22 protein-coding genes are annotated in these 26,042 nt (G+C 41.4%); 3 read left to right on the plus strand and 19 right to left on the minus strand.

Features of this window, described 5'->3' with window-relative positions; genetic code table 11:
• Window positions 1-284: 284 nt before the first annotated feature.
• The 7 genes from ACTQ50_RS16125 to ACTQ50_RS16155 form a co-directional block, all read right to left on the minus strand.
• Window positions 285-1,052 (minus strand): transporter substrate-binding domain-containing protein, encoded by a 768-nt coding sequence (locus ACTQ50_RS16125; RefSeq protein WP_441485033.1) that lies wholly within the window; start codon window positions 1,050-1,052, stop codon window positions 285-287.
• The gene (locus tag ACTQ50_RS16130) at window positions 1,049-1,447 is read right to left on the minus strand and encodes a DUF6783 domain-containing protein (RefSeq protein ID WP_441485034.1); all 399 of its coding nucleotides are present in this window, start codon (window positions 1,445-1,447) and stop codon (window positions 1,049-1,051) included. The genes ACTQ50_RS16125 and ACTQ50_RS16130 overlap by 4 nt, the downstream gene beginning before the upstream one ends.
• Entirely contained in the window at window positions 1,420-2,292 is an 873-nt protein-coding gene (locus ACTQ50_RS16135) for a DUF3881 family protein (protein ID WP_441485035.1), read from the minus strand. Before ACTQ50_RS16135 ends, ACTQ50_RS16130 begins: the two co-directional genes overlap by 28 nt.
• 191 nt (window positions 2,293-2,483) lie before the next feature.
• Window positions 2,484-3,776, minus strand: a complete 1,293-nt coding sequence (gene serS, locus ACTQ50_RS16140; RefSeq protein ID WP_226820986.1) for a serine--tRNA ligase — start codon at window positions 3,774-3,776, stop codon at window positions 2,484-2,486.
• Between the two features lie 266 nt (window positions 3,777-4,042).
• Window positions 4,043-4,567, minus strand: coding sequence for a DUF4446 family protein (locus ACTQ50_RS16145; protein ID WP_295279203.1), 525 nt, complete (start codon window positions 4,565-4,567; stop codon window positions 4,043-4,045).
• Window positions 4,568-4,576: 9 nt separating this feature from the next.
• Window positions 4,577-5,575, minus strand: a complete 999-nt coding sequence (locus ACTQ50_RS16150) for a ParB/RepB/Spo0J family partition protein (protein ID WP_441485036.1) — start codon at window positions 5,573-5,575, stop codon at window positions 4,577-4,579.
• Window positions 5,575-6,342 (minus strand): ParA family protein, encoded by a 768-nt coding sequence (locus ACTQ50_RS16155; RefSeq protein WP_441485037.1) that lies wholly within the window; start codon window positions 6,340-6,342, stop codon window positions 5,575-5,577. Before ACTQ50_RS16155 ends, ACTQ50_RS16150 begins: the two co-directional genes overlap by 1 nt.
• A gap of 1,143 nt (window positions 6,343-7,485) precedes the next feature.
• On the opposite strand from ACTQ50_RS16155, the gene ACTQ50_RS16160 reads away from it, so the two are divergent.
• Both ACTQ50_RS16160 and ACTQ50_RS16165 read left to right on the plus strand, forming a co-directional pair.
• Window positions 7,486-8,448 (plus strand): alpha/beta fold hydrolase, encoded by a 963-nt coding sequence (locus ACTQ50_RS16160; RefSeq protein ID WP_441485038.1) that lies wholly within the window; start codon window positions 7,486-7,488, stop codon window positions 8,446-8,448.
• Window positions 8,449-8,920: 472 nt separating this feature from the next.
• Window positions 8,921-9,703 carry a PhzF family phenazine biosynthesis protein gene (locus tag ACTQ50_RS16165; protein WP_441485039.1) on the plus strand — a complete coding sequence of 261 codons (783 nt, stop codon included), beginning with the start codon at window positions 8,921-8,923 and terminating at the stop codon, window positions 9,701-9,703.
• Window positions 9,704-10,044: 341 nt separating this feature from the next.
• Here the strand turns inward: ACTQ50_RS16165 and ACTQ50_RS16170 are convergent, their stop codons facing one another.
• From ACTQ50_RS16170 to rpmH, 12 genes are all read right to left on the minus strand, one after another.
• Window positions 10,045-11,895: a DUF4340 domain-containing protein gene (locus tag ACTQ50_RS16170; RefSeq protein ID WP_441485040.1), complete on the minus strand. Its 1,851-nt coding sequence runs from the start codon at window positions 11,893-11,895 to the stop codon at window positions 10,045-10,047.
• A complete protein-coding gene (locus ACTQ50_RS16175; protein ID WP_441485041.1) occupies window positions 11,895-13,442 on the minus strand; it encodes a GldG family protein in 1,548 nt (515 codons plus the stop codon). Before ACTQ50_RS16175 ends, ACTQ50_RS16170 begins: the two co-directional genes overlap by 1 nt.
• Before the next feature lie 13 nt (window positions 13,443-13,455).
• Window positions 13,456-14,319 (minus strand): ABC transporter permease subunit, encoded by an 864-nt coding sequence (locus ACTQ50_RS16180; RefSeq protein ID WP_441485042.1) that lies wholly within the window; start codon window positions 14,317-14,319, stop codon window positions 13,456-13,458.
• 3 nt (window positions 14,320-14,322) lie between these two features.
• Window positions 14,323-15,480, minus strand: a complete 1,158-nt coding sequence (locus tag ACTQ50_RS16185; RefSeq protein WP_441485043.1) for an ABC transporter ATP-binding protein — start codon at window positions 15,478-15,480, stop codon at window positions 14,323-14,325.
• 135 nt (window positions 15,481-15,615) lie between these two features.
• Entirely contained in the window at window positions 15,616-16,350 is a 735-nt protein-coding gene (rsmG, locus tag ACTQ50_RS16190) for a 16S rRNA (guanine(527)-N(7))-methyltransferase RsmG (protein ID WP_441485044.1), read from the minus strand.
• A gap of 242 nt (window positions 16,351-16,592) precedes the next feature.
• Complete coding sequence (mnmG, locus tag ACTQ50_RS16195) at window positions 16,593-18,479, minus strand: tRNA uridine-5-carboxymethylaminomethyl(34) synthesis enzyme MnmG (RefSeq protein WP_441485045.1); 1,887 nt, start codon at window positions 18,477-18,479, stop codon at window positions 16,593-16,595.
• Between the two features lie 92 nt (window positions 18,480-18,571).
• The gene (gene mnmE / locus ACTQ50_RS16200) at window positions 18,572-19,945 is read right to left on the minus strand and encodes a tRNA uridine-5-carboxymethylaminomethyl(34) synthesis GTPase MnmE (RefSeq protein ID WP_441485046.1); all 1,374 of its coding nucleotides are present in this window, start codon (window positions 19,943-19,945) and stop codon (window positions 18,572-18,574) included.
• Window positions 19,946-20,156: 211 nt separating this feature from the next.
• Complete coding sequence (gene jag, locus ACTQ50_RS16205) at window positions 20,157-21,134, minus strand: RNA-binding cell elongation regulator Jag/EloR (protein WP_441485047.1); 978 nt, start codon at window positions 21,132-21,134, stop codon at window positions 20,157-20,159.
• A 25-nt stretch (window positions 21,135-21,159) separates the two neighbouring features.
• Window positions 21,160-22,446: a membrane protein insertase YidC gene (gene yidC / locus ACTQ50_RS16210; protein WP_441485055.1), complete on the minus strand. Its 1,287-nt coding sequence runs from the start codon at window positions 22,444-22,446 to the stop codon at window positions 21,160-21,162.
• 121 nt (window positions 22,447-22,567) lie between these two features.
• Window positions 22,568-22,792, minus strand: a complete 225-nt coding sequence (gene yidD, locus ACTQ50_RS16215; protein WP_441485048.1) for a membrane protein insertion efficiency factor YidD — start codon at window positions 22,790-22,792, stop codon at window positions 22,568-22,570.
• 79 nt (window positions 22,793-22,871) lie between these two features.
• Entirely contained in the window at window positions 22,872-23,264 is a 393-nt protein-coding gene (gene rnpA / locus ACTQ50_RS16220; RefSeq protein ID WP_441485049.1) for a ribonuclease P protein component, read from the minus strand.
• Window positions 23,265-23,343: 79 nt separating this feature from the next.
• Complete coding sequence (rpmH, locus tag ACTQ50_RS16225; RefSeq protein WP_005423866.1) at window positions 23,344-23,478, minus strand: 50S ribosomal protein L34; 135 nt, start codon at window positions 23,476-23,478, stop codon at window positions 23,344-23,346.
• A gap of 960 nt (window positions 23,479-24,438) precedes the next feature.
• Between rpmH and dnaA the strand changes: the two genes are divergently transcribed.
• Window positions 24,439-25,803: a chromosomal replication initiator protein DnaA gene (gene dnaA, locus ACTQ50_RS16230; protein ID WP_226821024.1), complete on the plus strand. Its 1,365-nt coding sequence runs from the start codon at window positions 24,439-24,441 to the stop codon at window positions 25,801-25,803.
• Window positions 25,804-26,042: the final 239 nt, after the last annotated feature.

Consider the following 26,042-nt stretch of genomic DNA (forward strand, 5'->3'; position numbering starts at 1 on the left):
ATTTTTCGTCATCATAAAAAACACCGCCCTTCTGATATTTATTATATCAGAAAAGCGGTTCCAACAATAGCAAAACCCTGCAAAAGCAGGGCTTTGTCTACAATCTGAAGGGAGAACGCTTTTTATAGGCGTTCTCCCTTGAATGCCTTTTTACGATTCAGTTTTTACTTTTCAATGATTATTTCTTCTGCCCATAACATTTCAATACCTTACAGTTATGAGTAAAAATATATTTTCCGTTGACTTTAATATTGCTTTATTATGCAGCTTTCTGTCTGTCTTTTTTATTCATATTCAGCAATAATCTCATCATATTTGCCGTTATCTCTGATTTTCTGAAGTCCTTCGTTAAACATTTTAAGAAGATCAGCATTCTCGCCTTTCTTTACAGCAAATCCATTCTGAGGTGCTTCCTCGATTGCGTCAATGGCAACTTTCAGATTTTCCTGCTCACCAATCTTGATCTGATAGCTGATTACCGGATAATCCTCGATAAGGAAATCAGCCTGTTCGTTTGCAACTGCCATCATCATACTTACAGAATCCGGATAAACAGTTGTCTCAAATCCGTATTCATCAGCATGATCTTCACACCACAGCTGACCGGTAGTTCCTTCCTTGCATGCTGCAACTTTTCCCTTAAGATCATCAAAATCAGAAATGGAATCATCATCCTTATTTACAACCAGTGCAGAACCGGATTCATAATATCCATCAGAGAAATCAACGCTCTCTTTTCTCTCATCTGTGATATTCATTCCTGCAATAGAACCATCAATTGTTCCTGAAACCAGTGCCGGGATGATACCTGAGAAATCCATAGGAGTCAACTCATATTCGAAACCCTCTTCCTCTGCAATTGCAGCCAGAAGTTCTACATCAATTCCTTTATAACTTCCATCATCCTGCTTAATGGAAAATGGAGCATATGCCTGGTCACATGCGATTTTGTAAACTTTCTGATCATCTGCAAATACCTGAGTTGCACCAAGACCAGTCATCAGTCCCATTGTAAGTACCAGTCCCATTGAAATTGTTTTGAATTTTTTCATAGTTGATTTCCTCCTCGTAAAAAGATTGTTTTTAAGCCTGGAAACAAAAAAGGCGCAGACACATTGAAGTGTTCTACGCCTTTGTAGTTTCGTTTGCTTTTTGATAGTTCTGCATTATAGGAGCTTTTTTCGAAGTTGTCAAGAGCTTTTTTATTATCTTTGAGATTGTTTTTATAACTTAAATTAGAGCGTGTTTGAAAAAGGCTTTCTGCAAGATGTGCGTCAAAATTTGTGGGAGATTTTGCCCGGATGAGGGCGTCGTAGCGGGCTACGACAACCGAATTCAGGTGAAATATACCGCAAAGTGGGGCGTGCAGATTGCAGGAATGATTTTTCAAACAGGCTCTAGATGAATCTAAAGATTCGTCTAAAAATGCAGTTGCCCCTGCAGCCAAATCAGTCCCTTAAATCTGCGTCCCACAGCCGGTTCTCCCAGCAGATCCGCACAGTTTATACACACATCGAACTGGATATCATTGCACTCGATAGTCATCTGGCACAGTTTCTCACCAGTGAGAATGTTCTTAAAATTCACAAAATCCACGATTTCGCCCATCACACTATACTGGTCACATTCAATTCCATGAGGCATAAAACAGGTATCCACAATTGTCAGCACATCATCTGTAACAATACGCTCAGAAATCATGGAATACATATCCATATCTTCCATTGTAAGGTCTTCCATGGCTTCTTCATCACCATTTCTGGCAGCCGCGATCAGATTATTGCGGTTTTTTGTCAGCTCCCGCTCTACTTTTACAGCTTCTTTATCTTTCTGAACCGGAAAAAGGATCTTCCCTTCTCTTGCCAGTCCTGTAATCGTCAGTGGCTGTCCTTCACGCATATTCCCCTTATACTTCTCCAGCATATATTCTGCAGGATTCTGAAGATAAAAGATCAAAGTCACGCCAAGGCGCATGTCATCACACGCCCCTGCGTAAGACTCTTTCTCTGCGTGTCTCTCCACGACTACACTCTCCTGAGAGGTGATTCCTGTGCCGCGAAAAAACGGAAATGAATATTCTACGTGAAACTCATTGTCTTCATCATACTGTCCACAGACTGTTATTCCACAGTCACAGCCATAATTCTTGGAATATTGTACAAAAACTTCATCTGGATGATTCTCCACTGCAATTTTCTCATCGTAAGTATTTATCACATCCTGAATGATTTCCTGCATTTCTTTACGTGACTTTACCTTTGAAAAGCCAACAGTTCTTAAATAACTATGCACATTATCACCTCCCTGTTAAGCAGTCTTATTGCGAATCAAACAACTTTTCAGATATTCAGATATTCTCCGGACCATCTGATATTTTACTTTTGACTATTACTATTTTCAGATCATTTACTTTTTATCTATTACTATTTTCAGATCAAAGTCCCATTTTTGGTATTTTTATACCATTTCGTTTTTAAGTCCAATTATTTGGACTTTTTCTCGATTTTTGTCATTCCACCCATGTATGGCTGAAGGGCAACTGGAATATTTACGCTTCCATCTGCATTCAGGTTGTTCTCAAGGAACGCAATCAGCATTCTTGGCGGAGCAACAACTGTGTTATTAAGAGTATGAGCAAGATATTTCTTGCCATCTTTTCCGTTCACACGGATTTTCAGACGACGTGCCTGTGCATCACCAAGGTTGGAGCAGCTTCCTACCTCAAAGTATTTCTTCTGTCTTGGAGACCATGCTTCAACATCCAGGGATTTCACTTTCAGGTCTGCCAGGTCACCAGAACAGCATTCCAGTGTACGAACCGGAATATCCAGGGAACGAAACAGATCAACAGTGTTCTGCCACAGTTTGTCAAACCACATCTTGCTGTCCTCTGGATTGCAAACTACGATCATCTCCTGCTTCTCAAACTGGTGGATACGGTAAACGCCTCTCTCTTCAAGTCCATGAGCACCTTTCTCTTTACGGAAGCAAGGAGAATAGCTGGTAAGAGTTTTCGGAAGCTCTTCCTCTGGGATGATCTGGTCGATAAATTTACCGATCATGGAATGCTCGCTGGTTCCGATCAGGTAAAGATCCTCGCCCTCGATCTTATACATCATAGCATCCATCTCAGCAAAGCTCATAACACCTGTAACAACGTTGCTTCTAATCATGAAAGGCGGTACGCAGTATGTGAAGCCTCTGTTGATCATGAAATCACGTGCATATGCGATAACTGCAGAGTGAAGTCTTGCGATATCGCCCATCAGATAGTAGAATCCGTTACCTGCAACACGTCTTGCACTGTCAAGGTCGATTCCATCAAAAGCTTCCATAATTTCTGTATGATATGGTACTTCAAAGTCCGGAACAACCGGCTCACCGAATTTCTCAATCTCAACGTTCTCGCTGTCATCTTTACCGATCGGTACAGACGGATCAATGATGTTCGGGATAACCATCATATCTTTCAGAAGCTCTTCCTCAACCTCTTTCTCTCTCTTGGAAAGCTCCTCAATACGCTCACCGGAAGCTGCAACCTGTTTCTTAACTTCTTCAGCTTCTTCTCTCTTGCCCTGGCCCATAAGAGCACCGATCTGTTTGGAAATCTTATTTCTCTCTGCACGAAGTGCCTCTACTTCCTGCTTGATCTCACGGTTCTCTTTATCCAGCTCCAGAACCTTATCAACCAGCTCCAGTTTGCTGTCCTGGAATTTGTTGCGGATGTTCTGTTTTACGATCTCCGGATTCTCTCTCACAAATTTAATGTCTAACATGTCTTCCTCCTGTACTGATACATTTATTATATAGTAAGTATCTGTTTTATTTTTCCATATTTTGTGTTGCTTATTACTGATTTATGCTGGGAAAATGGATTGGTTAATCGGCAATCATTTTATAACAATATTGATATTTGTTTTTTATTTTATAACAATATTGTCATTTTGTGTCGAATTGCGTTGATTTTTCCATCTTTAATAGGTTTTCATTTGCCATTCCACGTAAAACATTTTCATCAACTTAATTCTCTTCAATCACCAGTTTACTCATCTTTCTCAATATTTTCCAGGCCAAAATTAACAGCTTTTCTTAAGGCTTCCAGTTCTTCCTGACTCAGCATTACATACGATTCTCCCTTTACGATTTCTTTCAGGTAAAGGAAGCAGTTATCTCTGCTGTGTACTGCATTCAGAATAACGCCTGAATTGTCCTGGTCCAGCAGTGCAAGTGCAAAACTAAGTTTGCCTCCTACATCATCGAACGCATCATACTTTTCAACACCATATTTGCTGAACATTGTTTCCAGATGGTGTTTGATAAAGCTGATATCATGCTCATGATCTTCTTTTGCCTCGTAAAGACGATCGATCTGGGCAAATTTCCGAACAAATACTTTTTCAAGAGATTGTGCGTCGCTGCCCTTCATGAACATTTTATACTTACGTTCCAACCGGCTAAGCCTCATTTTGCTGCTGAATACATTCACCGCCAGAACGATGGTCAGAATCAGCAGTAAAATAATGATGATACCTGGATCAATTCCCAGGCTGTCAAAAATACTGCTCATGCACTCTCCTTATCTTATTGACTCAAACAACTCAATGATTCTTTCCAGTTCATCTCTGGAATAATATTCAATTTCAATTTTACCTTTATTGTTCTTCTTCCTGTGGATGAAAACTCTGGTTCCTACAATTCCCTTCATTTTCTCCTCCAGGCTCTCGTAAATCGCATCTTCTGCTGTATTTACCTGTTTCGGAGTCTTTTTCGGCGGTTCCACAATGTGTTTTACCAGCTTTTCAGTCTCTCGAACGCTTAATTTCTCATCGAAAACCTTCATAGCCACACTGGCCTGCTTTTCCTTATCGGTAATTGCAAGGATCGCACGGGCATGTCCAGCAGAAATCATCTCGTCGATCAGCATCTGCTGTACTCTGTCGTCCAGTTTCAGAAGACGAAGGGAATTGGTAACTGCGGTTCTGCTCTTGGAAACACGTTCTGCAATATTATCCTGTTTCAGCTTAAACTCGTCAATAAGACGCTTATAAGCCATCGCTTCTTCAATTGGATTTAAGTCTTCCCGTTGAATATTTTCAATCAGGGAAATCTCTACAACTTGCTGATCATTAAATTCCTTAATGATTACCGGAACTTCCTTCAAACCAGCAAGCTTGGCAGCTCTCCATCTTCTCTCACCAGCGATGATCTCGTAATAATCACCTTTGTCTGATACCAAAAGGGGCTGTAAGATGCCAAACTGCTTGATTGACTCTGATAACTCTACCAAAGCGTCCTCGTCAAACTGCTTACGCGGCTGAGTTCTATTTGGCTCAACCTTCGAAATCTTTACAAGCAGTTCGGATTTCTTTGGCTCAGCTGGATCTGTCTGTGCTGCATTGTTTGTTGGTGTAACAGGTTTCACAGCTGAAGCAGCTGTCGTATCGCCAGCCTGTAAAGACGAATTGCTTTCTGACGCAACAGGCTTCTGTACAGGTTTCCTTTCTGCTGTTTTTACTGACTTTTCTGGAAAAAGAGCATCCAGACCTCTTCCAAGACCTTTTTTCTTAACAGCCATTATTCAACCTCCCTGTTGATCACTTCTTCTGCAAGAAGGCGATAAGCTTCTGCTCCTGTGGATCTTGGATCATAAAGAGTGATCGGCTGTCCATAGCTTGGAGCTTCTGCAAGTCTGACATTTCTCGGAATGATTGTCTTATAAATGTTCTGCTGAAGATTTTCTTTTACATTCTCTACAACCTGCAGAGATAAGTTTGTTCTGGCATCATACATCGTAAATACAACGCCTTCAATCTCCAGATCATTATTCAGTCTGTCTTTTACCAGGTCAATCGTATGGATCAGCTGTGACAGACCTTCCAATGCATAATACTCACACTGGATCGGTACCAAAACGGATGTCGCAGCAGTAAGTGCGTTAATGGTGAGCATATTCAGAGATGGTGGACAATCAATGATGATATAATCGTAATTGTCCTTTATTTTATCGGTGATCTCTTTCAATATGTATTCTTTATTATCAATCCCAACCAGTTCAATCTCTGCACCGGACAGGTTTACATTGGATGGTATCAAATCTACATTTTCTACTACATCCTTGACAATCGTTTTCTCAACATCAGACTGTCCTACCAGAAGTTCATAGAGTGTATCTTCTACTTCATTTTTGTCAACACCTAATCCACTGGTAGTGTTTCCCTGAGGATCCATGTCAATTGTCAGAACTCTTTTTCCTTGTTCTGCCAGGCATGCCGAAAGGTTAATGGCTGTAGTAGATTTGCCAACGCCACCTTTCTGGTTAGCAACCGCAATCGTTCTGCCCAATATCAACCCTCCCTTTCATTTTATTTTGTCATCGTTTACAACTAATGTTTCACGTGAAACATTTCGCGAACACCACTTGTAAACAATGCCTGATTTTTACAGATTGCTCCACCATTTTACAGTTTCCGCAATCCTATCATATAACTATTGCTATTATAACACTTTTAATTTTATCTCGCCACATAATGTTTCACGTGAAACATAGAAAATGCCATTTCTTTTTGCAAAAATATTGTCTATTTTTATCTTCTCACCAATTATACCCAGGATCTGGGGAGTTCAGACATTTATTATGAGAATTTCATTGTTACTTAGGAAGGTATTTAGGGGGCTTTAGGATGTTACAAGCTTTTCAAGAGGGACGCATTCGGACAATGGGTATTGCCCGCGCGCCGGCGCAACGCTCCAGCGAACTGCTAACTGCTTACGCTAAGAACGCTCCTGAAATGGCTTGCTACAGCAATACCCATTGTCCAAATGCTGTGTACTGGCCAGAACCAGCTAACACTTAGAAGTTTTTATCAGTTGAGATGTTTCGTATGTTGTTTTTCCTATACTTTATCAGTAACGACAGATTTTATTTGCCACTATCCAGTGATTTGGGAGTATATTACCATTCAGTAGGTTTGATTTTCATTATCCAGGCGCGATTTGGCAATGTATATTTACTGCTATACGCCGCAGCGTTCCTGAAATGCATAGCTGCATGAATATTATATTACCAGAATTTGATAGTTACTGCCAACTGAAAGCCAAACAGTTCCAACCAGCACACAGCGTTCGGGCAATGGGTATTACTCCAGCGAACCATTTCAGGCGCGTTCTTAGCGCAGGCGAAATCCAGCGCTTACGAAGACTTATGCGTGAGGGCTCTCCCGAACGCATTAGTCGTAGTTAGCGATTAGTTTGCCGGAGCGTTGCGCCGGTGAGTGAGTAATACCCATTGTCCGAATGCGTCCGTCTTGAATAACTTTTGCCACACAAAAGATAGCAATTCTTTTGCTCATTATTTTCTACTCAAAAGCAAGCCATACATGTCCTAATATATTCTGTCAATTCCCATTTATATGCCAAAAAACATTGTAAAATCAACCTTTTTGGCGTATAATATACATACAAACCCAAAGGAGGTCCTCCATAAAAATGAAAGACAGTAAACACAAAATCCTGACTCTGGCTGCCTTAACCACTATTGTAGCGGGTGTCATCCATCTTACCAATAGAGTAATCGTTGCCTCTTCTCAGTTGAAAGAAATGCTTGATTTTTCCAATCACAACTACTATAATTGGCGTTTCGGAAAAATTTATTATACAAAGAAGGGAAAAGGCTCCCCTCTTCTTTTGATTCATGACATAATGCCAGGTGCAAGCGGCTACGAATGGTCCCGTGTGGAGGATAAGCTTGCCCAGGAGCACACCGTCTACACCATAGATTTATTAGGATGCGGACGTTCTGAAAAGGCTGGAATTACATATACTAACTTCCTTTTCGTACAGATCATCTGTGATTTCATAAAAAATGTAATAAAAGAGAAAACTGATATCATCGCAAGTGGTTTTTCATGTTCTTTTGTCACTACTGCTGCAGCTTATGACAAAGAAAACATTAATAAAATCATGTTTATTAACCCTGTAAGCATGGTTTCTCTTGCACAGACTACTACAAAAAAGGATAAATTGTTCAAGTTCTTTATTGAATTACCTATATTTGGAACGTTTATTTACCATATAATTGTTTCACGTGAAACAATTAATGATTTCTTCCTTGATAACCTCTACTACAATCCATTCCATGTAGATAAAGATGTAATGGATGCATATTATGAGGCTGCACATAAGGGTGGATACTATGCGAAATGCCTCTATTCCAGCCAGAGTGCCAAATATATGAATATTAATATCCGTCATGCATTAGAATCTCTGGACAATAGTATTTATATTGTAGAAGGAGAGGATGAGCCTAACGGAGTTGCAATCGTAGAGACTTATCAGAAAGTAAACCCAGCAATTGAGTCCGCAACCATCCCTTGTTCCAAGCATTTTCCACATATTGAGAATGTAGAGGCTTTCCTTGAACAAGTTGGTACGTTTTTTTTAATCAAATGAAAGGTATATAGACATACCCCTAATAGTAAATGAAAAAAAGCTTTAAAATTATATTTTCATTAATATAATTTTAAGGCTTTTTCTTTTTATATCTTAGAGAGGCCCGATTTTTCCGCAAAGTGTTTTTTATTTTAGTATTTATAATATTCTTACAATTGTATTAGTATTTTCTAAATTCATTTTTATTTGGTATGGCAGTAATTATTCAACATAATTTTTTATAATTTCGTTCATTTCTTTTCAATAAGTCCTATTTATTGTGCTTTCAAGTGTTTTATTTGTTGCAAAGTGTCATTTATTGTGCTTTTATGTTCATTTTTACATTTTCTTGTCACATTCAATTACTTTTCAACATACTTTGTGATATAATATTTTTCAACCAGATTCCCATTTTTAGGACTTTGCAATTTTTTCTTTTTTAATGAGTAATATATCGGTCAGTATATTATTTCTTTGTGCAGGAGGAGCTAATATGAAGCAGTATATTGTAGACGCATTTACCAGCAAGCCTTTTTCCGGTAATCCGGCAGCCGTATGTGTCATGGATTCCTGGCCTTCAGAGGAATCTATGATGAAGCTTGCCATGGAAAATAACCTTTCAGAAACAGCATTTATTGTAAAAGAAGAGGCTGGTTACCACCTCCGTTGGTTTACACCAGGAACAGAGGTAGAATTGTGTGGGCACGCTACCTTAGCATCTTCTTATGTTATCTTAAACTATTATGAGAAACATAGTACAGAAGTAAAATTTAATACTCTCAGTGGAGAATTAACCATTCACCGAAACGATAATTTATTTGAAATGAACTTCCCAACCTATGAATTAAAGGAAATTCCGGTTACCGATGATATGAAAAAAGCATTTGGAGCTCGGCCTGTAAAAGCTGTTTTGGGATTAGATTTGGTATGTGTATTTGAGTCAGAGGATATTGTAAGAAATATGACTCCAGACCAGGAGCTTTTACGCAAAATAGAGGGCAGGATTCAGAATGCAACAGCTGCCGGAAGTGATACTGACTGTGTTTCACGTAGTTTTTGTCCCAAATTAAGTATTGCAGAAGATCCAGTCTGTGGTTCTGCTCACTGCCAGATTGCAGCATACTGGGCAGATCAGTTAAATAAGCAGGAGATTTTCGCTTACCAGGCGTCAAAACGCGGTGGCTATTTGCACTGTACCCTTCAAAGCGGAAACCGAATTACAATTAGTGGAGAAGCTGCGTTAGTTGCTATTTCAGAAATAGTCGCTCCCTTGTAATTTTAATCTCTATCTCGTCAACTATAAAACTATAATTTTAAGCATCTATTCGGACAGTAATATTCCGCAAGGTGTTTTTTTGCGAACGCAGTTCACAGAGAGCCTGAGAAGTGTGACGCGAAATCATGCAAAGCATGATTTCTACACAGCACCAAATATGTACCCGTAAAGGTACTAAACAGTTACAAGTTACAATTTTACATTAATTATTTTTTTACACACAAAAAGGTTCCTGTCTTTTTATCTCAAAGCAGGAACCTTTTCGCCTTTATTTTACGTCATTTGTTATTGTCTTTTTAGAGATAATATATTTATTACTGTATCTCTTCACTTTCACTGGTTCACTCTGTCTCCTGAGATTCTTCAGTATCAGTTTTCTTACCAGTTACCTCATCAAACGCCTGGAACAGTTCTTTCACAGTCATTTTGTTTACCAGATAAGCTTTTCCTTCTGTAACAGCAGCATAGTAATTCGTGTCATAGGAATAATACTCAACATCTGTTTCATTTCCGTCTGTATCTGTAAATTTCACAGTCATCTCCGGATCTGTATGAGATTTGAATTCATCCGTCAGGCGTTTCTGTCCCGCCATGTTGATCAATTTGTTGTAGAACGTTGTAAATGTTGTGCTGTCCAAATCATTTCCATTCAATGTGTAGGACAAAGTTACGCTGGCAGAGCTTGTGGTGTTGGAATCAGAAGAACTGCCATCTGAGCTTTCGGTATCTGCAGCTGTTGTCTCAGTTGAGGCAGTTGAATCCTCTGCAGCAGCGCTTTCATCAGAAGCATCACTACTGCTGTCTTCTGTCGTATCATCTGACTCATCCTCAGATGTTTCACGTGAAACATTTACAGTATAATCTTCTCCCTCATAGTTCACATCCAAAGTATCCAAATTATTAACAGACAGATAGCTTACTGTTAAATCCCAGAAATCAGAATATGTTTTTCCAAGGAATGTATCAAGTGAATCTTCGGAGATTGTGTAAATCTCGTTGCTGTCATTTACACGAACGTATCGTCCACCGTCTGATGACTGGTCTCCAACCTGGATTACAAGTTCTCTGTCTGCCATTTCTGTTTCCGTTTCTGCGTCTTCCTCTGAAGTCTCTGTACTTTCTGTAGAATCGGAATTTGTGATGTCTGATTCATCTGCTTCTCCAGACTCTTCCTCATCAGTATCACTGTCTTCTACATTTCCTGAATTCTCTGCGGCACTATCATCTGTATTTTCATTTGCACTACTGCTTTCCGCATCCTCAGAATCCGTATTTTCATCCACCTGGTTCTCATCCTCAGATGCCTCTGAGACGTCCTCAGTGCCATTTTCAGCCTCATTTTCCGTATCAGTGGACTTTTTCTCGACTTTCTCCTGATAATCTACTGTAATTTCTGCATAAGGCTTATCCAAACCATACTGGGAAAGCTGGTCTTCTGTGCAATTATAATTTACATAACTTGCATAAGTCATACTGGATAATGCGGTGGCCAGTGTAGTTGCTTTCGCAGAATCTGCTTTTTCAGTATCTCCCTCTCCAGTAATGTTCCAGAAATTATTTTCATCTTTTTCCACAACATAGGAAGAATCTTTTCCATCTACAGAAATTTTGCTGACGGTAGAGGAATCCACCGTTGGGAATGTACCACTCTTGGCAAAGTCATACAAACTTCCTTCAAAAGAAGAAAACGTGGAATTGCTTACCACATAAACAGTGGAAGAATCCTTGTTCAGATCGATGTATTCCTGGCTGGTAGAGTCATTTTCCATTCCAAGCTGAATCACTGTTGTCTCTCCATCCTCCGTGGTAACTGTGATGGTATTTTCCGGCTGATCCAGTTCATATTCAGAGGCATCTTCTACATCTTCCAGTGTTCTCTCCGCTGTTATGGAATTCAGGGAGCTGACCAGTGTATCGATTTTGTCCTGATCCACTGGGAAATCAGTCTCATCACTTTTTACCCAGGAAGCTCCATTTTTTTCAAAGATAACTTCTTTTTTATCAATCACAAATTTTATTGATTTCACATCAGCGGACGCTATAGATACGATTTCCGGATTTTCCTCCTCCGTACTCTCAGACTCTGCGGCATCCTCCTGCTTTGTTACGTAGGCTTTTACACCTACGTAAACTCCGCTGAGGACTACCAGAACGCCTACTGCAGTAATAAGATTTACTGATTTTTTCTTCATCAGGCTTTTCTCCTCTTTAACCAAATCATAAATCCAATCAACAGGAATGCTCCAGGAATCAAACCAATGGTGCAGATTTTCCAGAAGCTTGCATCATATGCTGTCAAAGTCAAGTAAGATACTTCCAGGCTCTTAGATGGAATAGACACGGTTGTACTGTCTTCTGTATCTACCAGAGAGCTTAAGGAAGCCATCACAAGCTTCTCATTTCCACCGGAAACCATCTGATTGATCTGGCTCTGCAGCAGATTGGAGGTAGAATAATAAATAATATGTGTCTCTTTATCATCATCTACCGTCTCTGTAATGCTGACGCCCAGATCAAATGGTCCATCCACATCGCCGTCTTCTTTTTCAAGAGTGCCGCTGTTTAAGTCTGTTTTTGAATATGCACTGTCAGAAGTTGTAAGAAGGCTTTCAATATTTACTGTGTCTCTCACATCATCGGATTTCTGGATTCCCTGCGCATATGGCATCAGGATATAATATCCGGAAGAAGCAACATCAGACGTAATGTCTGTGCTGTTCACAGTAGGAACAAGATAATAAGGCATCTGAGCTGCATAATGCTGTGCATCTCCCTCAAATACCAGGCCGTCTTCTCTGCTTACACCGTAGTTTTCCAGGACTGCATCAAAATTTTCCATCTTTTCTCCTGTATAGTCGGAGAAAATCATGGCTTTTCCACCATTTTCTAGGTAGTCGATCAGTGCATTTTTCTCATCCTCTGAGATATCTGTTGTAGGAGAATCGATCAGCAGACAGCTTGCATCCTCTGGAACGCTTCCCTCTGTAAGCAGATTCAGGGATTTGATCTCCATGTTTGCTTTCTCAATATCTTCCTTAATTGTAGAATCAAGTTCCTGCTCTCCATGTCCCTCTAATGTGTACAATACCAGCAGATTTTCACTGGTTACATATGCGATGGCACTTGTGATCTGTCCCTCGCCGTCAAACCCGGTTGTCTGATAACTGTATGTGTTGTAATCCATTGTGGATTCGTAAATATTGTTATAATTTACAACCTTGTTTCTGTCGCCGCATACAACGATCAGGCTGTTGGAAGAAAGGTTGTCGCTGGTGTATTCACTGACAAATTTTGGATTTACCACCGGGTCCTTCTGTTCTACAGTAATATGGTCAGATTCATCTGCATATCTCTGAAGCAGATTACTGATGGTCTCATCCTCGCTTCCGCTCTGGGCAATCTGATAGATGGTCACATCTTTGTCCAGATCTTTCAGCATGGCCTTGGTTTCATCGCCGATCGTGTAAAGTTTTTCAGAGCTGATATCCAGCTGTGTGTACTTTGAGGGAAGGTTTCCCACGATCATATTTATAACAATAATGATCGCAACAAAAACAACAATCATAATGGAACTGTAGCTTCCATTTTTTAAATACTTTTTATTAATGCTGTCTTTAAATTTCCGCTTTTCTTTTTTGTTATTATTGTTATTGTTTTCGACATTTTCCGCATTTATTGCATTTTCGTTGTTCATATCGTTATTGTTAATATTGTTATCATTTTTCTTTTTAAAAAACATTTTCCCCACCTCCTTAATTCCAACGTCTCTTCAAAATAGTCTGCATGGTAAGGAATATACAGATGGTAATGACAGACAGGAAATAAAGGACTCCGGTCACGTCAAAAATACTGTTTGTGAAGTTTTCAAAGTGTGAGCTTAAGTTGAACACTTCAAGAACCTTCTGGATTCCGCCTTCAAATACACTGGATTTTACAACATAAACGATCACCAGTGCCACTTCTCCAATCACACAAATAGCGCCTGAGATCACTGCATTTTTGATCATGCTGTAGATCATAAGGCAAAGTGCTATGATCAGAAGACCAAATGTGACGCATGTGGACATTGCGGTCTGTGAGAAAAAGGAGGAAATTCCGTTCATCATATAAAAGGCAAATAAAAATACAAAGGTAAGGACTGCTGCGATTACCTGGCTCTCAGTGATTGCTGAGAAAAATACGCCGATTGCAATGTTTGCACTTCCAAGAAGGAAAAAACCAAGGAGTGCTGTATACGCGGAGCCAAATGCAACGGTTCCAAATTTTGACATGATCAGCGGATAGGTTGCCAGTACTGCAATAGGGATTGCATATATAGTTACAAGTGCAAGATATTTTCCCATTACAATGCCGAATACGGATACTGGGGATGTGAGCAGCAGCTGGTCTGTTTTCTGCTTTCTTTCCTCAGCAAGTACACGCATGGTCAGGATCGGCACTGCGATCAGGAACACAAAGGTCATGGCGTTTAAGGTATATTCAAATTTCGGATAAGCAGCGGTAAGCTGATATGCTGAAAAGTAGATACCTGCAATTAACAGTACGAAAAACATAAACAGGTAGCCGACCATGGAGGTCAGGTAGCTTTTCAGCTCTCTTTTATAGATAGCAAGCATGGTTTACTCTTCCCCCTTTTCATCATCCATACTACTCTGATCTTCACCAGAAAGTCCGTTATCTGACACAGAATCAGATATTTCGTCTGATTTTTCTGTATTTTTGTCTTCAAGGCCATTATCCGGGACTGTATCCTCATTTTCCTTATTCAGATACTTTTCCGCATCTGCTGCTGTCTTAAAGAAAGGTTTTCCAGACTTTTTCCCAGTATCATTTTTATCCTTTTTCTCACTTTCTGTAAGTTCAAGGAAGATCTCCTCCAGAGAAACTTTCTTAGACTGCATTTCAAGGATCGGACAGCCGGCATTTACCATGCTGTAGAATACTTTTTCACGCACATCTATATTCTCTTCTGTGCCCACTGTAATAGCGTATATGCCTTCCTCCGGGCTTTTCTTTACCGCAACCTCTTTTACCCCTTCTACGACCTCCAGAGCGGCTCTGATGGTGTCTTTCTGGCCCTTTACAAGCAGGTTCAGGTTGTTGGAGCCTGCTGCCAGTTTGCCCAGGTTCTCAGGGGTATCGCTGGCTACCAGTTTTCCATGGGAAATGATCAGCACGTAGTCGCAGACTGCGCTGACTTCGGACAAAATATGGGAGCTGAGGATAACGGTGTGTTTCTTTTTCAGGCCTTTGATCAGCTCGCGGATCTCATTGATCTGTTTCGGGTCAAGTCCGACGGTTGGCTCATCCAGAATGATGACTTCCGGGTAGCCGAGCACGGCCTGAGCGATACCTACACGTTGTCTGTAACCTTTGGAAAGGTTTTTGATCAGACGGTTTTTCATGTCTGTGATCTTCACCATGTCCATGATTTCTTCGATCATGGATGCTTTTTTATCTTTAGGAATTTTCTTCAGATCTGCTACGAATTTCAGATATTCCAGAACGGTCATATCAAAATAAAGGGGCGGCATTTCGGGTAGATATCCGATACATTTTTTTGCCTCCTCAGGTTCTTCCAGAATATCATGACCGTCTATGACTACTGTTCCTTCGGTGGATGCAATATAGCCGGTTATCATATTCATGGTTGTGGATTTTCCGGCGCCGTTGGGGCCCAGGAAACCATAAATCTTGCCTTTCTCGATTTCAAAAGAAAGGTGGTCTACAGCGGTGTGGTCGCCATAGCGTTTTACCAGATTTTTTACTTCAATCAAGTTTCTTACCTCCTTCAAGTTGCAGATGCATGGCTTATCCCATGCATCTATCTATGATAATTCTATGTGCAACCTGTGAGGAAATTTAGATGATTGTGTGAGAAATATGTGATTATTTTGTGTTGGAAGTGTGTCTTACACCAGTGGCTCCTTCGACGGCAGCCCAGCCTTTCTCGGATACTTCTTTGCAGTCGGTTTCATCTTCTTGATCACCACAAAAGAGCGATCCATGTCGGTGTCCATAAGGGGGAATTTCACTACGTCCTGGACTTTGCCGCCGAGGATTTTTACGGCATTTTCGGCCTGGGAAAGTTCCTCGTCGATCTTGCCGGATTTGTAGGAAATAAAGCTGCCGCCTTCTTTTACAAAGGGGATGCAGTACTCGGAAAGTGTGCTTAAGTTGGCTACTGCGCGTGAGACACAGAAGTCGTATTTTTCTCTGTGCTCCTTCTGTTTGGCGTAGTCTTCGGCTCTTCCGTGGACAGCTGTTACGTCTTTTAGGCCAAGCATTTCGATCACTTCATTGAGGAAATTTACTCGCTTGTTCAGGGAATCCAGAAGGGTAATTTTCAATTCTGGAAAAGCAATTTTCAGCGGGATTCCAGGGAATCCGGCGCCGGTTCCGATGTCAATTGCAGACTTACCTGCCAGATTTTTCTGGCCAAAACATCCTACTTTTACGATAGATAAACTGTCAAGAAAGTGCTTTAAAATTACCTCGTCATATTCGGTAATTGCAGTTAAATTCATTACCTTATTCTTCTCTACAAGATACTCATAATAAGTAATAAACTGCTTCTTCTGCTCCTGGGACAGAGCAATTCCAAGCTCTTCTAATCCTTTCTCAAAGAGGGTTAAATCATATTCCATAAACGTCTCCTTATACCTCAAACTACTTACTTTTTTACTTTCCAGTTGCTAATACACAGCGTTTTTGCAAGTAATATCCATTAGCTGGTCATTTCAGGTGCGTTTTTAACGAAGGTGAAATCCACTGGTCAGGTTGACTTAGACGAGAGAGCTCTCCCGAGCGTCTTAGTCGTAGTTATCAGTTAGTTCACCGTAGTGCCCAACCGACCTGCGTGGAATATTACTTGCAGAAACGCGTCCGTTTAGCGACGTTCCTTCCCATACTGCTCCATATAAACCAGCAGCACCGAAATATCCGCCGGTGAAACCCCGGAAATTCGGGATGCCTGTCCAATTGAAACCGGTCGGTACAGTTCCAGTTTCTGGCGTGCTTCAATACGCAGGCTCTTCACCTTCTCATAGTCCAGATCCTCCGGGATCTTCTTGGCTTCCAGCTTCTTAAACTGCTCTACCTGCTTCATCTGACGGCGGATATAGCCGTCGTATTTAATGTTAATATTCACCTGCTCCTGCACATCCCAGGCAAGCTCCGGACGGTTCTTATCAATAGGCGCCACATCCTCATAAGAAAGCTCCGGTCTGCGGATCAGCTCTGCAAGACTGATTCCGGACTTAAGTGGTGTGCTTCCCTTGCTTTCCAGAAGGCTCTGAACAGCCTCTGTCATACCCACATTTGTATTCTCCACACGCTGGATCTCTTCCTTGATCAAGCGCTCTTTTTCCACTACTTTTGCATAGGTTTCGTCATCAACAAGACCTACCTCCCAGCCTTTTTTCCGAAGTCTCAGGTCCGCATTATCCTGGCGGAGAAGGAGACGATATTCTGCGCGGCTGGTCATCATTCTATATGGCTCATGGTTCTCTTTTGTAACCAGATCGTCAATCAAAACGCCGATATAAGCCTCAGAACGATCCAGGATCAGCTGCTCTTTTCCTAGCACTTCCATGGCTGCATTGATACCAGCGATCAGACCCTGGGCTGCTGCCTCCTCGTATCCGGAGCTTCCGTTAAACTGTCCGCCGCTAAAAAGTCCCTTGATTTTCTTAAACTCCAGTGTTGGATAAAGCTGTCTTGGATTAATGCAATCGTACTCAATGGCATACGCATTCTTCACGATTTTTGCATGCTCAAGGCCTGGTACGCTGTGGTACATTTCCTCCTGCACATCTTCCGGCAGGGAGCTTGACATACCGCCAATGTACATCTCATTTGTATAAAGTCCCTCCGGCTCAATGAACACCTGGTGTCTCTTTTTATCTGCAAAACGAACTACTTTATCCTCAATAGACGGGCAATAACGTGGTCCGGTTCCCTCGATCATGCCAGAATACAGCGGAGAACGGTCCAGGTTGGCGCGGATGATGTCGTGAGTTGTCTCATTGGTGTAAGTCAGCCAGCAGGATTTCTGCTGGATCTGCACGTCCTCCGGATCTGTGGAAAAGGAAAACGGCACTACTCTCTCGTCACCAAACTGCTCTTCCATTTTGCTATAGTCAATGGTATTTCCTGCAATTCGCGCCGGTGTTCCTGTCTTAAAACGGAACATTTCGATTCCCAGTTCTTTCAGGGAATCGGTCAGATAATTGGCAGCCTGCAGACCATTCGGGCCTGTATAATTGCTTACATCACCGTAAATGCAGCGTGCTTTCAGATAGGTTCCTGTACACAAAACAACCGCCTTACAATGGTAAACAGCACCGGAATAAGTCTTCACGCCAGTGATTTTTCCGTCCTCCACAAGAAGCTTGGTAACCTCTCCCTGGCGGATAGTCAGGTTCTCCTGGTTTTCCAAGGTCTTTCTCATTTCATTACTGTAGGCCTGCTTGTCAGCCTGGGCACGAAGGGAATGAACTGCCGGGCCTTTGGAGCAGTTCAGCATTTTGGACTGGATAAAAGTCTTATCAATATTCTTTCCCATCTCACCGCCAAGGGCATCAAGTTCACGCACCAGATGACCCTTGGAGCTTCCACCTACATTGGGATTACAGGGCATCAGCGCAATGCTCTCTGCACTTACCGTAAACATGATCGTATTTAATCCCAGTCTTGCCCCTGCCAGCGCAGCCTCACAGCCAGCATGACCGGCACCGACAACTACTATGTCAAAGCTTTGTTCTAAATTTTTCATCTTAAATCTATCTCCTCATATAATCCACACACAAATTCCAAATTTTTAATTGCCAACTACAACGCTCCTAACCAGCCACAGCAATTTGGCAACTATTTACCCATACAAAACTTACTAAAAATCTCATTCACCAGATCTTCCCCAACTTCTTCCCCGGTAATTTTTCCAAGGCTTCCATATCCAGCCATCAGATCAATGGAAAAGAAATCTTCCGGCATGCCATCCTCGATACTCTGTTTTACCATCGCAAGGCTGTCTGCTGCCTCTTCCAGCGCCTCTTTATGACGTGCATTTGTAATATAAACCTCATCATTAAAAGAAATTTTTCCGGTGAAAAACATGGTCTTAATGGTATCGGCCAGCTGCGCGATCCCGGTCTCCTCTTTCGCAGAAATGGGAATGATCGGGTGATCCATTTTCTCTTTTAATTCTTCCATGCTTACAGCCGCCTCAAGATCTGTCTTATTGTACAGCACAATGGCTTTTCTGCCCTTCAGCATTTCCATGATCTCTTCGTCATTTTCATCCAGAGGAGTGGAACTATCCACCACATACAGCACCAGATCCGCTCCCTTGGCAACCTCGCGCGCCCGGGAAACGCCAATCTTTTCCACCACATCCTCTGTCTCACGGATACCTGCAGTATCCACAATCTTCAGGGTAATTCCATGAAGGGTGATATACTCCTCCAGAATATCCCTTGTAGTACCCTCAATATCCGTTACAATGGCCTTATTTTCCCCTACAAGAAGATTTAACAGGGAGGACTTACCTGCGTTCGGCTTGCCCACAATAACCGTCTCAATTCCCTCCCGGATGATCTTGCCGTCTGCGGAAGTTTTCAACAGTTCTTCAATGGATTTCTGTTCTTTTTCCACAATTCCGTGTAGTTTCTGTGGATATCCATCCAGGCTGATGTGCTCTGGATCATCCAGGGCAGACTCGATAAAAGCAATCTCGTAGATCAGGTCGCTTCGGATCTCCTTGATGGTCTTCTGCACAGAGCCTTTCAGCTGGCTCATGGAGCTCTTCAGGGCATATTCATTCTTAGCCTGGATCACGTCCATAACTGCCTCTGCCTGGGAAAGATCCAGCCTGCCATTTAAGAAGGCTCTCTTGGTAAACTCTCCGGGGCCGGCGATCTTGGCGCCGTTTTTCAAAACCGTCTCCAGAACCCGGTTCATGGCATAGACACCGCCGTGACAGTCAATCTCCACGGTATCTTCTCCTGTGAATGTTTTGGGTGCACGCATAACCATGACCAGAACTTCATCCACGATTTCTTCCCCGTCATAAATATAACCATAATGAATGGTATGGGTGGGCACTTCTTTAATCTTCTTTTTCCCGCCCTTGGAACGGTAAATGCGGGATATAACGTCCATGGCTTCCGGGCCGCTGATCCGGATGATTCCGATTCCCGAAGCACTCACAGCAGTAGATATCGCTGCAATTGTTGTATTCATGTGATTTCCTCCATGTAAATTTTAACTGCAATTTTATTTATTATACAAAAAAAGTTACCCCAGGGAAAGATACCAAAAACAAAAGCATAACGCTTCAGTTCTTCCATCTTTCACCTGGAATAACCTCTTATTCATTCTGCAAATCTTTTATAACACATTCAAGTGCTTTATGCAAGCCACCTGGGAAAAATCTCTGCGGCTTACTTTTGATTTACCATCTTTTTAATTTCACAACTACGTGACGATACGGCTCTTCGCCCTCGCTGACAGTCTCCACATACTTGTTGCCCTGAAGTGCTGAGTGGATGATCCTTCTCTCATATGGGTTCATAGGCTCAAGTACAACTGGCTTTCTGGTCTTCTTAACCTTGTAGGCAATTCCTCTTGCAAGATTCTCCAGAGTCTCTTTACGGCGTCTGCGGTAATCCTCTGTATCCAGCTTCACTCTGATATAGTTGGATTTGTCCTTGTTTACAACAAGGCTTGTAAGATACTGAAGGGAATCAAGGGTCTGTCCTCTCTTACCGATCAGGATTCCCATATCCTCTCCCTCGAAAGCAACTTCCAGGCAACCGTCATTTGTGTTGTATTTGGAAGTGATCTGGACTTCACCAAGATTCATGGATGCAAATACGTCGCGAAGGAAAACGATTGCTCTCTCTTCTACGTCTTTGATCTCAGCCGGATCTGTGATGATCTCAACAGGTTTGGACTGTCTCGGCTTCTCTTCTCTTGGCTCCTTCGGCATTTTTTCTTTTGCCGGTTTTTCTTTTACAGGACGCTCCTTGAAAGTTTTCTCTTTCGGCTGGCGCGGCTGTTTTTCTTTTGTTTCTTTAAAAGGCTTCGGCTCTTTTGCTTCTTTTACAGGTGCTTTTTCTTTCACCGGTTCACTCTTTGGTGCCGGTTTCTCAGATTTTGCAAAAGATCTGGCAGGCTTTCTTGTCTGCTCTTCTTTGATCGCATCCACCTTCACAGTGTCAACGACCGCCTGTAACTCATCCTCTGCGGAAACGGTATTGATCTTGCGTGCTTTGATGATTGCAGGTTTGCTTCCGATACCAAAAAATCCGGAACTACCTTCAGAAACCATTTCAATATCCAGCTGATCACTGGATACACCTAATTCGATGCACGCCTTGGTGATTGCTTCATTCTTCGTCTTTGCTGAAAACTGGATAAATTCCTCCATCTATGAAACCCTCCGTAACTGACAATTACTTCTTCTTGTTTCTCTCATCAAAATCCCTGACCATATTTGCTTTTGCTGTAATACTTCCAGGTTTTGCGTTTCTTGCATTCTGGTAGGATTCCTCTACTTTTTTGGCTCTCTCTTCTGCATTGGTGTTGCTGGAACCTTTATCAATCTTGGTGTTGATATTCTTGGTAGACTGGTTTGCCTGATTTGTGATCTTCTGCGGCGGAAGTCCCTCTTTCGCACGCTGTTTCTCGATCTTCTTCATATTCTCGTTTACCAGATCATTGATATCCATCTTGTCAAGGTGACGGTTGATCAAAAGCTGCTGGATACTTCTTACAACAGCACTTGCGATCCAGTAAATACCAAGACCTACCGGGAATGTGAAACAGAATACAGCTGACATAAGCGGCATAACTGTGTTCATGGTCTTCATGGAAGCCTGCATGGTATCAGCGGTTCCATCACCGGAAGCTGCTGCCTGGGGCATAAGCTTATAGTTCAGGACCTGAGTTGCCCAAGCAAGGATCGGGATCAGGATTGCAGCGATTGCAAGAGCGATAGAGCCTCCTACAAAAGCAGCCTTAATGTAGTTCAGAGGCTGATCTGCAATGTTCAGACCGAAGAAGTTCTGCATCTTGGAAATCTCGGCAGATGTTGTGTTGATGGTATCTGCAAATCCTTTAAACTGATCCATGGATGCAAGATCTTTCCACTGGGAAGGAGATAATGCATAAAGGAAATCAATTACAGAGTTGCTGGTAGCTTTTCCATTATCAAGAGCAAGCTGTACACGGGTCATCTTGTTGTCTGTGATAAAGTTCTGGATCAGATCTGTATAGCCATTTACGCTTACGATCTGGTCAACAAGGCCTGTAAATACGTTCTTTACACTTCCAACGTAACCTGGAATTTTGTAAATAACCTGCCATAACGCCATCAGGACAGGAAACTGGATCAACAGCTGCACACAGCTACCGGTAGGTGAAACACCGTATTTCTGGTATACAAGCTGAGTCTCTTCCTGCATTTTCTGCATGGATGCCTGGTCTTTTTTATCTTTGTATTTCTTCTGGATTTTCTGAAGTTCTGGCTGCATAACGGAGCTTAACTTAGAAAACTTCTGCTGCTTGATGGACAATGGTGTCATCAGCGCATAAATAATAATACTGAAGATGATGATACAAAGACCCAGGTTCTGAATACCCACCAGATCAAGAACTCTGTAGATTCCGTCCATGATCCAGCCCATAATAGAAGCAACCTGTCCGATAATCGGAACACTGCTCTTCGTCAATAAAATCATATCCAAGTTTGTTTCCTCCTAGGCTTTTTCGGTGTAACTATTCAATTGTCAAAGTTTGAGTTTTTGTGCTGAAATTCAGTTTAAAGTGTCGTTTATTGGACACTAATTCTTCCAGTACGGTTTATGGTACAGGATCGTATCCTCCATGTGAAAAAGGATTGCAGCGCAAAATTCTCCACACTGCCAGAAGCCCGCCCTTTAATGCACCATATTTTTGAATTGCTTCTAAACCATATTGAGAACATGTGGGAATATAAGGACATTTTGTTCTCTTCATCGGCGATATATATTTCTGATAGAGACGAATCATGTAGATCATGATATTCTTTGGACTAAATCTGTTCATGATAAACTCTCCTGCAAAACGCTATATAGAACTTCAGCTGATTTCCTGTCGCAAACAGCTCATTTACAACAAGTCAGCATTATTCCTCTGCTTTTTTCAGTTCCCTTGATTCTTCTGTATGAAGCTCAGCCTCACGGCGTACCTTCATTCTGCCTGCCAGGTGCATAAGCGCACTCTCGATCTCCTGATAGGACTTGTCCTTTGCATTTGGTCTTGCTACTACGACAATGTCCAGTCCCTGACGGAAGGATCTCTCATTCAGGCGGTAACTCTCTCGTATCAGTCTGGTGACTCTGTGGCGTACCACACTATTCCCTACTTTTTTACTTACGGATATTCCCAGACGATTCTCCATGTGCCTGTCATGGTTCTCAAGCACATACATCACCAGATACCGATTTGCCTGTGATGTTCCTTTTCGGTATACCTTTTGGAATTCGTTATTTTTCTTTAAGGAGTCTGAGTATTCCATCTGATTCTCCTTTATATGATATTAAAATAATTATTTCTGTATAGAAGAAAAGACCACAGTAACTGCGGTCTTAACGGTCTTAAGCAGATAACTGCTTTCTTCCTTTTAATCTTCTGGCAGCTAATACTTTACGTCCGCCTTTTGTGCTCATACGAGCTCTGAAGCCATGGACTTTCGCTCTAGATCTTTTTTTCGGCTGAAATGTCATTTTCATAGGTAAAGCACCTCCTTTATCTATATGGAATTTAAAATTATTAACCTAATCAGAACATCATTTCAATTATATTCATAAATGCCCTTCCCGTCAAGTAAAAATTCTTGCAAAATCGAATTTTTATTATCCACAAAGTTTTCCACACTGTGCATAACCTGTCATTTTAAAAAGGTTTACGTAACATTATCCACATTTTGTGGATAACTTGTGGATAACCTGGGGATTGTCAGCAAAAATATCCACTTTTGACTGTTGATTTTAACGCAAATATCACAAAAATCCATGTTTTTCGAGGGGATTCGACAGTGGATAGAGTTATACACATAATTTTTCATTATTGAAACCTGTAAAACCATGTTATGGTAACCAGAATAGTTATCAACCTTTTATCCACATTTATCCACACACAAAATGTTGATAACTTTCCAGTTTATTCACAAGATATCCCCCATCTTTTTCCTGGAATTTTTTTATTATCCACTGCAATTTTTTTAAATTGTGGATGTTTTGTGGACAATTCTGCACTTTTCCCCAGTTATTTTTCCTATTTTCTTATGAAAAACTACATTTTCCAACCCAGACAGTCCTACTTTTACGGCTATCCATAATAATGTGCATAATTTTCCAGTTACTGTTCACTGGTAATATTCCGCGAGGTGTTTTTTGTGAACATAGTTCACAGCAACTAATTTTCCACATAAATTTCCTATATAAATAAGATTTTGTCGTTGCGAAAAGACAGGATTTATTATAATATATATAAGGATATTTATGTCCGTTTATCAAAATACCAGTAAATTAAATCATTTTTTTACCTGTATCCTCCAGAGGATCTCCTGTTTATAACTGATATTTTGATAAACGGACATGTCGCCGACGGACGGCATCACTTAATTAAGAAAGAATACGTTGCGAAACGCAGCCAAAACAGCATCCATCAGATGTGTACGGGAGGAAAAAATGAGCACAGTAATAGAAAAATGGGATGAAATCCTGGAAATTGTGAAAAAGGAGCACGATCTTTCCGATGTTCGCTTCGACACCTGGCTGAAACCCCTGAAGGTTTATGATGTCAGTGGAAATGTAGTTACCATCGTCGCTTCCGACCAGGTGCGATTAAGCTACATTAATAAGAATTACAAACTGCCTCTGCAGGTTACCATAAGCGAAGTCACCGGAATGACCGACTGCGAAGTGAAATTTATCCTTCCAGAAGACGTTCCAGCGAAGAAATCCACTTCCGAAGCTGCACCTGATCAGAACAGCCGTTTTAAGGACAGATGCGAAGAAGCAAATCTGAACCCGAAATATACATTCAATACTTTTATTGTGGGCAGCAACAACAAGCTGGCTCAGGCAGCAGCCCTGGCAGTAGCGGAATCTCCTGGAAATACCTACAATCCGCTGTTTATCTACGGTGGCGCCGGACTTGGAAAGACTCACCTTATGCATTCCATCGCCCACTTTATTATTGAAAACGATGATAACAGCAAGGTTCTCTATGTTACCAGTGAGGAATTTACCAATGAACTGATCGAGACCATCCGTAACGGAAACAACACCGCCATGAGCAAATTCCGTGAGAAGTACCGTAACATTGACGTCCTTCTGATCGACGATATTCAGTTTATTATAGGAAAGGAATCCACACAGGAGGAATTTTTCCACACCTTTAACAGCCTTTACAGCGCGAACAAACAGATCATTATATCTTCCGATAAACCGCCAAAGGATATGGAGATTCTGGATGAACGTTTCCGTTCAAGATTCGAATGGGGACTGATCGTGGATATCACCCTGCCGGATTACGAGACCCGAATGGCCATTCTTCATAAGAAAGAAGACATGGACGGCTATAATGTAAGCGAAGATGTTATCAAATATATTGCCAATAACATCAAATCCAACATCCGTGAACTGGAAGGTGCCTTTAATAAGGTAGTTGCTTACGCAAAACTTGAGAAAAAAGAGGTTACCCTGGAACTTGCAGAGCAGGCTCTGAAGGATATTATCGCACCAAATGAAAATAAACAGATCACCGCAGACTACATTATTTCTATGGTAGCAGAGCATTTTAATGTAAGTACTGCAGATCTTTGCGGAAATAAGAGAAGTTCCAAAATCGTAATGCCAAGACAGGTCGCTATGTACCTTTGCCGTGAAATTCTGGCGATCCCGCTGAAAAATGTAGGCCAGTATCTTGGAAATCGTGACCATACCACAGTTATGCACGGCGTAGAAAAGATCGAAAAGGAACTCCAGACCAACGAACAGCTGCAGAGCACCATCGATACCTTAAAGAAAAAAATTAATCCACAAACTTAACACATTTTTTCCACATTTCATGTGTATAAGATGTTGACATTATGTGTATTAATGTGAATAACTTTCGGCGCCAAAATCGCTGATGTGGTTTTACACAGGTTATTCACACCCTAAACCAATGCTTTTACACGAAGTTATCCATATCCGAAACCCTTTTATTCACTGGGCGGAAGTGAGTTTTTCACATATTCACATCCCCTACGGCGGATACTGCGGATATCTTCTTAAATATATTTAAT

Origin of the sequence: Blautia sp. Sow4_E7 (genome assembly GCF_052116245.1) — a bacterium.
GTDB lineage: Bacteria > Bacillota > Clostridia > Lachnospirales > Lachnospiraceae > Blautia_A.

Coding starts and splice junctions, on each gene's coding strand:
- ACTQ50_RS16125 (WP_441485033.1), bottom strand. CDS start 1,052: ATGAAAAAATTCAAAACAATTTCAATGGGACTGGTACTTACAATGGGA.
- serS (WP_226820986.1), bottom strand. CDS start 3,776: ATGTTAGACATTAAATTTGTGAGAGAGAATCCGGAGATCGTAAAACAG.
- ACTQ50_RS16145 (WP_295279203.1), bottom strand. CDS start 4,567: ATGAGCAGTATTTTTGACAGCCTGGGAATTGATCCAGGTATCATCATT.
- ACTQ50_RS16150 (WP_441485036.1), bottom strand. CDS start 5,575: ATGGCTGTTAAGAAAAAAGGTCTTGGAAGAGGTCTGGATGCTCTTTTT.
- ACTQ50_RS16160 (WP_441485038.1), top strand. CDS start 7,486: ATGAAAGACAGTAAACACAAAATCCTGACTCTGGCTGCCTTAACCACT.
- ACTQ50_RS16165 (WP_441485039.1), top strand. CDS start 8,921: ATGAAGCAGTATATTGTAGACGCATTTACCAGCAAGCCTTTTTCCGGT.
- ACTQ50_RS16170 (WP_441485040.1), bottom strand. CDS start 11,895: ATGAAGAAAAAATCAGTAAATCTTATTACTGCAGTAGGCGTTCTGGTA.
- ACTQ50_RS16175 (WP_441485041.1), bottom strand. CDS start 13,442: ATGTTTTTTAAAAAGAAAAATGATAACAATATTAACAATAACGATATG.
- ACTQ50_RS16180 (WP_441485042.1), bottom strand. CDS start 14,319: ATGCTTGCTATCTATAAAAGAGAGCTGAAAAGCTACCTGACCTCCATG.
- rsmG (WP_441485044.1), bottom strand. CDS start 16,350: ATGGAATATGATTTAACCCTCTTTGAGAAAGGATTAGAAGAGCTTGGA.
- mnmG (WP_441485045.1), bottom strand. CDS start 18,479: ATGAAAAATTTAGAACAAAGCTTTGACATAGTAGTTGTCGGTGCCGGT.
- mnmE (WP_441485046.1), bottom strand. CDS start 19,945: ATGAATACAACAATTGCAGCGATATCTACTGCTGTGAGTGCTTCGGGA.
- jag (WP_441485047.1), bottom strand. CDS start 21,134: ATGGAGGAATTTATCCAGTTTTCAGCAAAGACGAAGAATGAAGCAATC.
- yidC (WP_441485055.1), bottom strand. CDS start 22,446: ATGATTTTATTGACGAAGAGCAGTGTTCCGATTATCGGACAGGTTGCT.
- yidD (WP_441485048.1), bottom strand. CDS start 22,792: ATGAACAGATTTAGTCCAAAGAATATCATGATCTACATGATTCGTCTC.
- rnpA (WP_441485049.1), bottom strand. CDS start 23,264: ATGGAATACTCAGACTCCTTAAAGAAAAATAACGAATTCCAAAAGGTA.
- rpmH (WP_005423866.1), bottom strand. CDS start 23,478: ATGAAAATGACATTTCAGCCGAAAAAAAGATCTAGAGCGAAAGTCCAT.
- dnaA (WP_226821024.1), top strand. CDS start 24,439: ATGAGCACAGTAATAGAAAAATGGGATGAAATCCTGGAAATTGTGAAA.